The 14,532-nt window shown below is 54.6% G+C and carries 6 protein-coding genes; all 6 read left to right on the top strand.

From position 1 onward, the window contains the following. Positions 1-807, top strand: an 807-nt coding sequence (locus VFE46_00085; protein ID HZZ26371.1) for a hypothetical protein, incomplete at its 5' end; no start/stop codon positions are given. Positions 808-903: 96 nt separating this feature from the next. Next, positions 904-2,373: an FAD-binding oxidoreductase gene (locus VFE46_00080; GenBank protein ID HZZ26370.1), complete on the top strand. Its 1,470-nt coding sequence runs from the start codon at positions 904-906 to the stop codon at positions 2,371-2,373. A 17-nt stretch (positions 2,374-2,390) separates the two neighbouring features. Beyond that, entirely contained in the window at positions 2,391-3,803 is a 1,413-nt protein-coding gene (locus VFE46_00075; protein HZZ26369.1) for a hypothetical protein, read from the top strand. A gap of 37 nt (positions 3,804-3,840) precedes the next feature. Beyond that, on the top strand, positions 3,841-4,944 hold the full coding sequence (locus tag VFE46_00070; protein HZZ26368.1) for a patatin-like phospholipase family protein: 1,104 nt from the start codon (positions 3,841-3,843) through the stop codon (positions 4,942-4,944). A 103-nt stretch (positions 4,945-5,047) separates the two neighbouring features. Further along, on the top strand, positions 5,048-7,273 hold the full coding sequence (locus tag VFE46_00065) for a tetratricopeptide repeat protein (GenBank protein ID HZZ26367.1): 2,226 nt from the start codon (positions 5,048-5,050) through the stop codon (positions 7,271-7,273). Positions 7,274-7,703: 430 nt separating this feature from the next. Continuing rightward, positions 7,704-14,384, top strand: coding sequence for a tetratricopeptide repeat protein (locus tag VFE46_00060; GenBank protein ID HZZ26366.1), 6,681 nt, complete (start codon positions 7,704-7,706; stop codon positions 14,382-14,384). The last annotated feature ends 148 nt before the right edge of the window (positions 14,385-14,532 follow it).

The following is a 14,532-nucleotide window of genomic DNA, read 5'->3' as shown; positions in this document are numbered from 1 at the left end:
TCCGAACCGGACGGACGACGGCCGCTACTTGTCGATGACTGGCGCAAGTTCCGACCCAAGGGCGCGATCGAAAGGCTAGCCTGGCTCGGCGGTCTGCTGGGCATAAGCCCGAAGATTCCATATCAACCCATCGGCGGTTTGAAGTGGATTCGCAACGGTTTTGTGTGCAAGGACAATGTCGGCCCGCTGGGATTTGGGCGTACGTTGCGCACCGACTACGAAGCGTTCCTGTTTATGCAGAATTTGTTGCTGGTCGGCGAGGCGTTGGGCCTTGGCGGTTGGGTTCACTCGTCGGTCTTTCCCCCGTATCTCTGGCAGCAAGATCCCACGAAGCAATGGCATGGGCTCGGTTTTCGAATGGTGGAACCCAAGCCCGTTCGGCCCACGCCTCCGGTGCCGGCATCGCAGCCAAACCCGGTGGGCATCGATTCCATTCTCGAGAGCTGCTGTCCTCCCTATGTCAAAACGATGGACGAAGCGGTCGAGCGCGTGCTTGAGGACAAGTTTGGTTCGCAGGGGGCTTATGGCGACGTCGATGTTTTTGCTCGGTCGTATAAAAGTCGCGGCAGCGCGGAGGAGTTTTTGCACAAAGCGCGGCGATTCTCCAATCAGGCCGTCGAGTACACGAAAGAAATTTGCAATTATATTATCGGCACCTATGGTCGCTTCCCGGCTCATGTGGATGCCTTTTACACACCTGGCATCTGGATTCAGTTTTCGCACCTTGAAATGGAATACTATGAGAAGTTTTACGATCCGGCACAGTTCCAGCGACAAGCAAAGCACCACGCGCTGTGGCATTCGTAACGCGGTTGCAATTATGGCATTGCGGCATTCGTAAAGCTGTGGCGGCGGCAGCTTAACCAGATATTTGGAATTTACTTGGATCATTTGTGGTGAATTATGCTCGGTAAAATGTTCCGCCAATCGCTACTGCATTTCGCGCCGTGGTTTGGACCGCGCTCTGGCGACGCTGAGCGAATGGTAAATGACATTCAATCGCAGCTTAACGAGACGCGCGTGATAAAAATCGTCCGGCCGCGCACGCTGGAAGAAATTCAACTTGCCGTCCGCGAAGCACGGCGCGATGGAAGCGCTATCAGCGTTTGTGGCGGTCGGCATGCGCAAGGGAGCCAGCAGTTTGGAACGGGAACCGTCCTGTTGGATTTGACCGACTTTAACAAAGTGATCAACCTAGACCTCACCTGCCACATTGTGGAGGCGCAGGCCGGTATTCAGTGGCCAGAGTTGATCGAATATCTTCATCGAGCGCAACAGGGCGCGGCGCAGCAGTGGAGCATCCGGCAGAAGCAAACTGGCGTCGATCATGTGTCGCTGGCGGGGACACTCTCCGCCAACGCACATGGCCGCGGTCTGCGGTTTCAGTCGATTGTCGGCGATGTGGAGTCGCTTCTACTCGTCGATGCCGAAGGGAATTTGCACACCTGCAGCCGAACCGAAAATCGGGAGCTCTTTAGTCTCGTCATCGGCGGTTACGGTCTGTTCGGCGTGATTGCCCAAGTGCAGTTGCGGCTGGTGCCGCGTCAAAAGGTGGAGCGTGTGGTCAAGCTGATTGAGGTGCGCGACCTGCTGCCATGGATCGAAAAGCGAGTGCAAGAAGGGTTTTTATACGGCGATTGCCAGTACTCCATCGAGCCGGTCGACGACAGTTTGACGCACTCCGGCGTGTTCTCTTGCTATCGTCCGGTGCCCGACACCACGCCGATCCCAAGAAAACAAAAGTACCTGTCGCCGCGGGAATGGTTCGAGATTTTTTATCTGGCACATAAAGATAAATCAAAGGCCGTTGATCATTACCAAAAGCATTACATGGCCAGCAGCGGGCAAATTTACTGGTCCGACACGCACCAGATGAGCGGCTTTGTCAACAACTATCATGTGCTGCTGGACAAATACCTGGGCGCAAGAGTCAAAGGCTCGGAAGTCATTCTCGAAGTGTACGTTTCGCCGGAAGAACTGTTGCCCTTCCTGGTCGAAGCCCGCGAAGAGGTTCGTCAGCACAACATCAATCTGTTCTACGGCACAATTCGCTTCTTGGAAAAAGACGACGTAACATTCCTGGCGGTCGCGCCGCAGAAAACGGTTTGCGTGCTGTGCAATGTGCATGTCGATCACACCGAAGCGGGGATCCGCAAAGCCAGCGAAGATTATTGCCGATTGATCGACCGAGCTCTCGCACACAAAGGCCGTTACTTTCTGACCTACACGCGCTGGCCAACCCGCCAACAACTCGAAGCTGCCTTCCCGCAATTTCCCGAGTTCTTGAGTTTGAAAAAGAAGTACGATCCGCAAGAACTGTTTCGCAGCAACTGGTACGATCACTATAAACAGCTCTTCGCAGACAAGTTGTAGGCCTCAACGCATTCATCATGCTTCCCAACTGGACCATCGTCGGATTTACCGGGCATCGCAAGCTGAGCGACACCCAGGTCATTTCGGACGCGATCCGCTCGGCTCTGGATCAGTTGCAAAACAGCGGCCGGCTGCTGGCCACGGTTTCATCAGCAGCCAGCGGCGCCGACACGCTGTTTCTGGAGGAAGTTGTTCGCCGAAAGCTGCCTTATTTCTTAGTGCTGCCGTTTTCGCTGGCGCGCTTTCAAGAAGATTTCGAGGCGGCACAGTGGGCCCGCGTCGAGTCGATTGTCAACACCGCGCTTTGCATCGAGGAAGTCCACGGCGCCGATTCACCGGAGGAAGCCTATTTAGAAGCAGGAATTCGGACTGTCGAACGCTCCGATGTCATTTTGGCGGTGTGGGATGGACAACCCGCCGCGGGAATAGGCGGCACTGCCGAAGTTGTGGAGTACGCCCGCTCACTCGGCAAGCCGCTCGTGTTGATCGATCCCGACGCCGGCAACATTATCGAAGAGCGATTAGATCAATTGCCAACGTTCTTACAGACGCCGCCTTGGGATCCCTCTCAGCCGCGCGAGACTGTGTTGCAAGAGTTCAACCAACTGAATCGCCAGGCCGATTTGGGGGCGCCGCAAGCCCGGCAATTTGTGGTTTACATTATTGCACTCAACCTGCTGGCTTCAGGATGTGGAATCTTCATGTCGATTCTGCATTTAGAAGGACCCCTGAACGATATTTTCAATGTCAGCAAATTCGCCGCATTGGGCGGCGCGTTGGCGATTGCCTTTTATCATCGTCGTGCCCAGTGGATTTGGATCCGCAGTCGCATTGGAGCTGAAATTTGTCGATCGTTTCTGGCACTTTGGAATTTACGCCGGTCTTCAACTTCGCTGCCGAGAATCACCGTCTTGGGGCACGATGATCTATTTCGCAGCCTGCAATTGCTTTGGCTCCTGGACGCTTCTGCTGCATTGCCGCTGCAGCAAGCTCGTCTCAGCTATCAGCAAGAACGAATTGCCGTGCAACTGGAGTATTTCAAGCAAAACTATCAGTCGGCGGAAAACTGGAGCTGGGCGTTGAAAGGCGGGGCGAATGTGGCCACGTTGTTGGCCATTTTTTTTGGCCTGCTGAGCGTGATCTTCTCCGAAGCCGGGGGGCCGACCTGGTCCACGTTGGCGACCAGGCTGCTTTCGGTGCTGTTGCCCCTGGCGCCGCCAATTTTGCTGTCGGCATTGGCGATTCAAGACATGCCTCGGCGTGCCGAACGAAATCGAATTATGACCGCCAAGCTTGAAGATGCGGCCAAACGGCTCAATAATACGAAAACATGGCCCAGCTTGTCGCGTGTCGTGATTGGAACGGAGGAGTTGCTGTTGCAGGAAGTATTCGAATGGCACTCGGTCCGGCGGTTTGCCGGATCGCGCTAATGGCAATTCCAATCCATCACAAAGAAACTCGCCTGGCATGAAACGCATTCTCGCACTCGATGGCGGTGGCATCCGCGGACTGTTTACGGTGCAAATTCTGGCGCGCATCGAGCAATTATTTCGCCAGGAGCAAAATCGACCCGATTTAGTCCTGGCCGACGTGTTCGATTTGTTCGCTGGCACCAGCACCGGCGCCATTATCGCCACCAGTTTGTGCTGGGGAATGTCGGTCGCGGAAGTGGAACGGCTGTACGTCGAACAGGGAGCAGAAATGTTTACCCGCTCTCCGTGGTTCCGTCGTTTGAATGCCAAGTACCGTGCCGACAAATTGGCCCAGTTCTTTCAGCAAATGACTCGCGAAGATGACGCCCAAAACACGCCGGCTTTGCTGGGAACCAAGAAACTCCGGCGGCTGCTATTGGTGGTAATGCGCAACGCCACCACGGGCTCTGCTTGGCCCGTGTCGAACCATCCCCACGCTAAATACAACGATCCAAACTTGCCAGATTGCAACCTGCGCGTCCCCTTGTGGCAACTGCTGCGAGCCAGCACTGCTGCTCCCACGTTTTATGCCCCGGAGTCGATCCAATTCGGAGCACAACGTTATCTATTTGTCGATGGTGCCATCACTCCTTTTAACAATCCGGCCCTAATCGCAGTATTGATGGCGACTTTGCCCTCCTACCAGCTTGCTTGGCCGGCATCTCGATACGAGCTGCACGTGGTTTCGATAGGAACGGGTGGCATTTCCACGCGGCTGCCGGATAAACTTCCCACGCGCATTAACGTCCTCGACCATCTCAACTTTGTTCCTGCGGCGCTGATGGATTCCATTAGCGTTGAACAAGATTTGGCCTGCCGGGTGCTGGGCGATTGCTTGCATGGAGCGCAGCTGGATTCCGACGTAGGCGATTTGCTTGGGCCGAACCTGCTCAAGCCCGACGAGCAGAAATTCACTTACGTCCGTTACGATACGCGATTAGATGTCTCCGACAATGCAACGGTGCCGCCGGCCTTTACTAAGGCCGCCATGGACGACCTAACGCTGATCCCCACACTTCAGAAAATCGGCCGTGACTACGCCGCCAAGAACGTACGGCTGGAACATCTCTACCCGCGCGAGTGTGCCACAGTGGGGTAAAGCATACCAACCAAGAAGCGATTCAAAACATGGCCGTGATTATAAGTATTACCAGGATCCGATTTCGACGCCTTGCTGTACTTTCAAGCCGCCTACTCGCTCCATGACACCGAGACCGCTCATCTTCATCTCGACGGTTAGTAAGGAATTGCGTAGCGCTCGGCAGTTGGTTTCCAACACGCTGCAATTCTTGGGCTACGAGCCAGTCTGGCAAGATATTTTCGGCACGGAAGCCGGCGATTTGCGCGAAATGCTTCGCCACAAAATTGACGACTGCCAAGGCCTGGTGCAATTGGTGGGTCACTGTTATGGCGCCGAGCCCCCCACCACGGACGAAACATTCGGCCGAGTCAGTTACACACAGTACGAGGCATTATATGGCCGGCAGCGGAAAAAAAAGGTCTGGTATCTGTTTCTAGAAGACGATTTTCCAATCGATCCGCACGAACCGGAATCGCCGGAGCTACGCCAACTTCAAGCGGCGTACCGCGCGAGAGTGCAAGCCGACATGCACCTGTATCATCCGCTGCGGAGCCGCGATGCGCTGGAAGCGCAAGTGCTCAAACTGCGCGATGATTTAGGCCGCCTCCGCCGCGGAGTAAAGCAATGGGCCTGGGCCGTGGCGCTGTTGCTGGTCTTGCTCGTGGGGTTAAGCATTTGGCTTGTTCATCGCGAGTCCGTGAATACCGAATCCGTGGAAAAAATGAGCCAACTGCTGCGCGAAGGCGTCATGCAGTTTGCCAGTGTGCAACAGACCCAAAGCAAGTCGGCGCAACACGAACAGAGTGAAGATGCCGCGGATGACCGCACTTATACCGAACTGGCCAAAAAATTGGGCGTCGATGAGCGCACTTTGCGCGAGCAATTGCCCAAGTTTGCCGAGCAGTTGCAAAACTCTGCTTCGGCCACCACCTACGAACGAGCCAACGCCGCCTATGTGGCCAAAGACTATGCAAACGCGGAAAAACTGGCGCTGCAGGCTGCAGAAGAAGCGAAAAATGCCGCGCCGCTCAAAAAGACCGATGTGGCCCAAGCATTACAGCTCGCCGGCCAGGCCGCCAGCCAACAAATCAAATACGACGAAGCCGTGGAACACTTCCACGCTGCGGAGCAGGCCTGCTCGCGGGAAGATGACCCGGTCAAATGGAGCGAGGTGCAATATTCACTGGCCGGCGCCTTGTACTACCAGGGCCATTACCGCGAAGCAAAAGATCTTGCGCAAACTGCTTATGAAGAATTTGCGCAGTCCGCCGGCGCGGAAGACATTCGAACCTTGCGGTGCCAATTCCGCGTGGCATTGTGTCTGATGTGCCTTGGCAAGTTCGCCGACGCCCAGCGGCAATTTGCTGCCATTTTGGCGATTGCGCAGAAAGCGGTCGGTCCGGAAAACTCGTTCACATTGTCGGTCCGATCGGCCATGGCCAATATGGCGCGACTGCAGGGCAAATTCGCGGAATCGGAACAGGAGTGCCGCGCTGTTCTCGAAATCGCCGTCCGTGCCATGGCGGCTGACGACCCCATTGCCCTTTCCACTCGCAACACGTTGGGAAACGCCTTGCTCGGCGAAGGCAAATACACCCTGGCCGAATATGAGCATCGAGCCAACCTTGCCATCCGCCTGAAAAGCTTGGGGCCAGAAAACCCCAGCACGCTGTTTAGCCGTCAAAACGTGGCCAACGCTTTGTTGGCCGAGGGCGATGCCGCCGCCGCGGAGAAAGAATTTCAGGATGTGCTGGCCATTCGCCGGCGCGTCCTGGGCTCGGAACATCCCGACACGCAATACCTGCAAAGCCTGCTGGCGCAAGCATTGGCCAACAATAATCAGTCGGCTGAGGCCGAAAAGCTCTTCCGCGATTTGCTGGCCATTCAGGAGCGCCTCGACGGTCCGGAAAGTTCCGGCGCACTGTCCACGCAAAGCTGGATCGGCACCACGCTGTATCGACAAGGCAAATACGACCAGGCCGAAACTCAATTCCGCAACCTGCTGGCCGTTCGCCAACGATTGCTGGGAAGGGAAAATTCATCGACACTTTTCGCGCAAACCAATTTGGCGAACGCGCTCATGGCCGAGAAAAAATACGCCGACGCGGAACAGAATTATCGCAGCATTCTGGCCGCTGACGGACAAAAACTGGGCCCCGAGAATGAAACCACTCTGGCGATCGTCAATTCCCTGGCGCTAGCGCTGCACAAGCAGGGGCGCGACGCCGAAGCACAACCGCTCGCCCAGCGCGCCGCCGATGCCGCCAAAAAAGTGCTCGGACCCGGACAAGCGGATACGATAAAATATCGGCAGCTCGTGGAGGAGTTGCAGAGCGGAAAAAAGTGACGGTAGGTCAAGGGCGCGGGAGTTGGCTCTTTGCTCATGCTCCCGTCATACATGTTTGCTTCATTATTCGACCCAAAAATCGGCGCTATTGACTTTCCCCGATCGCCGGAAAATTTATTGACCGCCATGATGAACAATTACTTTTCTCTAGAGCTGCCCTGCCAAACTTGGCGTCAGTGTGTAATGCTTGCAAATTCACCCCGGCAGCATCCAGGCAAACACGGGGTTATTGTCTGCTTTCGTGCCCTCAGGCGATACCTTGATATGAGGAAATTCACCAGGGCGGGGTGATTTGCGTCTATTTTTAGGGGTGGTATATTGAATGGTTGCCGGCGCACAAAGAGGCCGATCCGCGATTTTGTCGAAAACAGCGATCGATACTATCAGGTAATTTTGATTACTTTCTGTTGCGCGTTGTAGGAGAGTCTTAGTGAGGAGCCTACTGACTAGCCGCCTGTTGCCGGTGGGGCTGTGCCTGTATTGGGTCATGACCGCTTGCATGGCATGGGGAGCCGACTCCACGCCGCCGACCCAACCGCCAGCAAAGCAACAAGAGCCAGAAACCAAACAGCCCACCGGATCGTCGCAACCCGCCGCGCCCGATAACCAAAAACAGCCGCAATCATCTGCCGGGGATCAAAACGCAACTCCCGTGAGTAATGTCGCGGATGCGCCACCCATTTCGAAGTTCGACAACCCAGAAGAATATGTTAGCCGCGGCGAAGTACTGCGACTACGATTGCATTACCAAGATGCGCTGAACGACTTCAACTCCGCATTGGAAATCGACTCGAAATTCGTTCCCGCCTTAGTGGGCCGTGCAAACACCTATCGCGCCATGGATCGCGATGACGATGCGCTGGCCGATTGTGAAGCGGCGCTGACAATCAACCCGCAATCCACTGCCGCCTTGTGTGCTCGCGCCGAAGTCAACTACAAGCGAGAACAATATGACAAATCCATCGCCGATTTTTCGGAAATCATTCGCTTGGAGCCCGACAAGCCCGACGGCTACAACCGCCGCGGCAATACGTTTTTGGCGATGCACGACTACCGCAAAGCGATTGCGGACTTGTCGGAGACAATTGAAATCGATCCGAAAAACGCGCTGTACTTTAACAATCGGGCCAATGCGTACAAAAGCGCTGGCGAATTTGGATTAGCGTTTGCGGATTACGACCAAGCCATCGAGCTCGAGCCGAAAAATGCTGCACGATATAACTCTCGTGCCAATGCCTACTACGCCCAAAAGCAATACGACAAGGCAATCGCCGATTATTCGGAGGCAATTCGGCTAGAGCCCAAAGATACGCAATACCTTGTCAACCGAGGATTGTCGCGCCGATTGGCAGGCAAATGGGACGAAGCACTGGCCGATTATGACGAAGCCATTCGCCTGGAACCCAATAATGCGGAGCGGCATCACGATCGCGGCACGGCATACGACTTTAAAGGAAATTACGAAAAGGCGATTGCCAATTACAAGGAAGCCATTCGCCTGGAGCCGAAAAATGCTCGTTATTACGCCACTCGCGCCTATTCGCTCCGGCTAGCGGAAAAGTGGGACGAAGCGCTAGCTGATTACGACGAAGCGATCCGCTTGGAACCGAACGACGCCGATCACTACAACGATCGCGGAGCAGCGTATTATTTTAAAGATCAATACGAAAAAGCAATCGCTGATTACACGCAAGCCATCCGGCTCAATCCGAAAAACGCACAATACTTTGCCAACCGCGCCAACTCGCGCCGGCTTGTCGGCAAGTGGGACGATGCGCTGGCCGACTATGCTGAAGCGATTCGCTTGGAACCGAATAATCCGGCCCGTTACAATTCCCGCGGCACAGGCTACCACAATCAGAAGTTATACGAACAGGCAGTTGTAGATTATGCACAGGCCGTTCGACTTGATCCCAAGAATGTTCAGTACCTTGCCAACCGCGCCAATTCGCGCCGCTTGGCCGGCAAGTGGGAAGATGCACTGGCCGACTACGCCGAAGTAATTCGCCTGGAGCCGAATAATGCCGATCACTATAACGACCGAGGTGCGGCGTATTACTTCAAAGATCAATATGATAAAGCGATTGCTGACTACACCGAAGCCATTCGGCTCGATCCGAAAAACGCCCAATACTTTGCCAACCGCGCCAATTCGAGACGGCTGAATGGCAAATGGGACGACGCGCTGGCCGACTATGCCGAAGCCATCCGTTTGGATCCCAATAATGCAGCACGCTACAGCTCACGCGGGACAGGCTATCACAATCAAAAACTCTACGAGCAGGCCATCGCTGATTACACAGAGGCCATTCGGCTTGATCCGAAGAGCGCGCAACATGTTGGAGATCGCGCCAATTCACGCCGGCTGGCTGGAAAGTGGAACGATGCACTTGCCGACTACGCCGAAGCGATTCGGTTAGACCCCAATAACGCCGAACACTACGACGATCGTGGTTACGCCTACCGGATTCAAAAAGAATACGACTTGGCCATTGCCGACTATACGGCAGCCATCCATCTCGATCCGAAGAATGCCCAGTATTGTATTAACCGTGGCCTGGCACGCCGTTACGCCGGAAAATGGGATGATTCGTTGGCAGATTATACCGAAGCAATTCGTTTAGATCCGAACAATGCCCTGCGTTATAACTCACGTGGCGTAGCTTACTACGATAAAAACAATTACGACAAAGCAGTAATTGATTTCGCCGACGCCATTCGGCTCAACCCCAAAGACCCACAATACTTTATCAATCGTGCCAACGCTTACCAGCAGTTGGAAAAATGGGACGAATCACTGGCCGACAATACCGAAGTGATTCGCCTAGAGCCAAACAACGCATCGCATTATTACGATCGCGGCGTAGTGTATTATGACAAATCGGATTATGACAAGGCGATTGCCGATTATACGGAAGCAATTCGGCTGGATCCCAAAAACGCGCAATATTTCGCCAGCCGCGCCAATTCGCGTCGCTTGGCCGGAAATTGGAATGATGCAGCAGCTGATTACACCGAAGCAATCCGTTTGGAGCCAAGCAATGCGGGACGCTTCAGCGCCCGCGGCACGGGCTATTACAATCAAAAAGATTATGCGCATGCGACGGTCGATTACACAGAAGCGATCCGGCTCGATCCCAAGAATGTGCAATACATTTCCTACCGTGCCAATTCGCTCCGCTTAGCCGGCAAATGGGATGAGGCTCTGGCCGATTACGCAGCAGCCATTCAGTTAGAGCCCACCAACGCCGATCATTACAACGACCGCGGAGCGGCGTACTACTTCAAAGATAAGTATGAGGAAGCCGTCGCCGATTACACGGAAGCCATTCGGCTCAATCCCAAGAACGCGCAATACTTTGCCAACCGCGCTAATTCGCGTCGGCTGTTGGCCAAGTGGGATGACGCACTGGCCGATTACAACGAAGCAATTCGGCTAGAACCGAAAAATGCTGCCAGGTACAACTCTCGCGCCACAGGCTACCATAATCAAAAAGATTACGAGCACGCCATTGCCGATTATACGGAAGCAATTCGGCTGGATCCTAAGAATCTCACATACCTTGCCAACCGTGCCAATTCGCGTGACATGGGGGGCAAGTGGGACGAAGCCTACGCTGATTACACGGATGCAATTCGGCTGGAGCCCAAAAATCCTGAGCGTTACACCGATCGCGGCGATGCTTGCCGGACTCGAAAGGAATATGAAAAAGCGGTTGCCGACTATTTGGATGCCATCGCGCTGCAAGAAAAAGCAAGTCCGGATCAACTGGCGCTGGCCACGAACTGGAATGTCCTAGGGAATATTTATTACGCTCAAACTAATTACGCTCAAGCTAAATCTGCCTTCGACCGTGCTTTAGCAATTCGCGAAACAGCGCTCGGCCCAAAACACAGCGATTATGCCGTTACACTAGGGAACTTAGCGCGCGTCTATGAGAGCATGGGAAATTACGCCCAGGCGGAGCCGCGCTATCAACAAGTCGTGGCCATTTACAAGGAAACCCTGGGAGAAAAACATCGCGATTACGCCGCGGCACTGAATAATCTGGCCGGATTATACGACAGCATGGGCGATTACTCCAAAGCAGAGCCCTTGTACCAGCAAGCACTGGCGATCGATAAGATTGCGGTCGGCGACAAGCAATCGGCCTATGCCACTGACCTGAATAACTTAGCCCTGCTGTACAACAACAAGGGAGAATACGACAAAGCGGAGCCGCTCTACCAGCAAGCTTTGGAAATTCGCAAGATTACCGTCGGAGAAAAACATCCCGATTACGCCACGGGCCTCAATAACTTAGCGTTGCTCTACAAGAACATGGGCGATTATGCCAAGGCGGAACCGCTGTATCGGCAGGCCAATGCAATTTACAAGGAGGCCTACGGGGAAAAACATCCGTTCTATGCTCTGGGGTTGGCCAACTTGGGCAGTTTATATTACGCACAGCGCGATTACGCCAAGGCGGAGCCGCTCGACCGTCAAGCGTTGGCCATTCGCAAGGATGTGCTGGGCGTAAAGCATCCCGACTATGCCGCCAGCTTGAACAACCTGGCATTACTCTATGACGACAAAGGAGAATACGAGAAGGCCGAACCGCTTTATCAGGAAGCGTTGGGCATCCGTAAAGTCGCTCTCGGGGAAAAGCACCCTGATTATGGTACCAGCCTCAACAATTTGGCGTGGCTGTATTGCGAGACAGGCGACTACTCCAAAGCAGAACCGCTGTTTCAACAGGCCAGCCACATTTATAAGGAAGTCGGAGGGGAAAATTATCCGCTGTACATTACTAGCTTGAACAATCTAGCATCGCTGTATCAAAACGAGGAAAAATACGCTCAAGCGCTGCCCCTGTATCAGCAAGCTGCCGAAGCCACTATGCGTCGTTTGGAACTGACGGCCACCGTGCAATCGGAACGGCAACAACTAGAAAACATTAAAACAACGCGATCCTATTTGGATAGCTTTGTCTCCTGTGCGCTGTTGATGGCCGCGGGAAAAGGAACGAATGCGGCAGCGAATAGCGCGTTAACCACCGCCAAAGCCACGAACAGTAACGGTTCGCCAGCACAGATCGAAGGTCACGCCGCTGCGCCGGCGGCCGGCGCAATTTCGCTCGACGATTTACCTCGCACCGTATACTCGCAGATGCTGGCTTGGAAGGGCTCGGTTCTCATGCGTCAGCGGATGGAGCGATTGGCGCGTCATGCCGATAACTCTGAGGAACAACGGTTGTGGAATCAATTGGAAATTGTCGCTGCGAAATTAGCAACGGCTAGTTTGGCCTCTCCTTCCGATCCGCAACAACGCGATGCCTGGCGTGAAAGCCTGCTAAAACTCACCCGCGAAAAGGAAGATTTGGAAGCGCAATTCAGCCGCACCAGCGCCGATTTCCGCAAGCTTCGTTCGCAAACCAAACTGACTGCGGACGACCTTGCCAAAAGCTTGCCTACCGACGTCGCCTTGGTGGATCTGTTGCAATTCAATCGCCGTATCGATGAAAAACAGGCCAGTGGTCGAATTAAATCACATGGAGAATATCGTCTAGCGGCGTTTGTGCTCCGCTCCACGGGCGAAAAGGGTAGCCCCAGCATCGCCATGATCGATTTGGGATTAATCGATCCCATCGACACGGCTGTCGGCGCCTGGCGCGAAGTACATTGTGGAGAAGTCGCTGGAAAAGACGCCGACGATCAACCCAGCGCCGTGTTGCGCAAATTAGTTTGGCAGCCTCTGTTGTCTTACTTGGAAGGCGTGCACACCGTTCTTATTTCACCTGATGGCACGCTGAATCAAATCCCTTGGTCGGCACTCCCCGGCAACAAGGCGGGGTCCTATTTGATGGAAGAGTACGCGCTGGCCACGGTTCCCGTTCCACAAATGCTTCCGGAAATGATGAGCGCCTCGCCCGCCAAGCCCACGGCGGCCAAGCTGCTACTGGTGGGCGATGTCGATTTCAGCGCGCCGGCCGGCAAACCTGCCGATTTACTCGCACAAAGCGGCCCAGCAATTCGCGCCGGCATGCCTAAAGCGTGGCCCAGTTTGGACGGAACCCGCCCGGAAATTCTGGCAGTGCGTGATTCGTTCGATCAATCGCACCCCGACGTTCCGGTGAAGATTTTGCGCAAAGGACAAGCCACAAAAAATAACGTCCGCGAAGAGGCGCCGAATTTTGCCTATTTGCACTTTGCCACGCACGGTTTTTTTGCTCCGCAAGATCTGAAATCGGCTTTAGCGGCGCCCCTTAATAAAAGTTCCTCACGCGGTTCTTCGCCGGTTGCCAATATAACGGCCGCAAATTTGCCGCAGGTTGTCGGGTTAGGAGCCAGCTTACGGGTGGAAAAGCAGCAAATCAAAGTGACGGAAATTGTGCCCGGCGGTTCCGCAGCGCTCGACGGACGGTTAAAACCTAACGACCAAATTCTGGCGGTGGACAGCGGCAATGGAGATTTTGTGCCGCTGGATGGCAAGAGTCTGCAAGATGTTATCAAAATGGTGCGTGGCCCTGTCGGTACTCCCGTGCGGCTGCGCGTGCAGCCGGTAACCGGCGGAGACCCAATCGAATATGTTATCAACCGCAAATCGCCGGCCACGGCGCAACCGGCGGCGGGCCCCGCCACAAGGCAGGAATTTCAAATTGCTGGTTATCATCCCGGCTTGCTTTCAGGCTTGGTGTTGGCCGGCGCGAATTTGCCCCCCGAACCCGACCAGGACAACGGCATTTTGACGGCGCTGGAAGTATCGTCACTCGATTTAAGCCACGTCGAACTCGTGACTTTATCCGCCTGTGAGACAGGACTGGGTCAAACCGCCGGTGGCGAAGGATTGCTGGGCATGCAGCGTGCTTTCCAAGTCGCAGGTGCCCAAAGCACAGTTGCTACGTTGTGGAAAGTAAGCGACGACGCCTCGCGCAGCTTGATGATCGATTTTTACGAAAACTTGTGGGAAAAGAAAATGAGCCGGGTCGAGGCGTTGCGACAAGCTCAAATCAAAATGCTCCGTGAAGGGGTGCACCGGGGCGTGGCGATCGACGACGAGCCCGTCGACGCTCAAAAGCACCTGCCTCCATTTTATTGGGCGGCTTTCGAACTCAGCGGCGATTGGCGGTAAGATTCTTTAGTGCCGTCGTCGGTTAATTGTAGCGGTATCCACAGTGTTGGAGGTAGTTGCGGCATTCGCTTTCGGTGAATAGATCGAGTACTTTGCCGCAGAGTTGCCAAAGTTTGTCGGTGGTTCGCTGGGCACCATCGCGGAGCAG

It is taken from the genome of Pirellulales bacterium, from assembly GCA_035656635.1.
In the GTDB taxonomy this organism is placed as follows: domain Bacteria; phylum Planctomycetota; class Planctomycetia; order Pirellulales; family JADZDJ01; genus DATJYL01.
The sequence above is the reverse complement of the archived record's forward strand: the minus strand, read 5'-3'. Positions and strand labels throughout refer to the sequence as shown.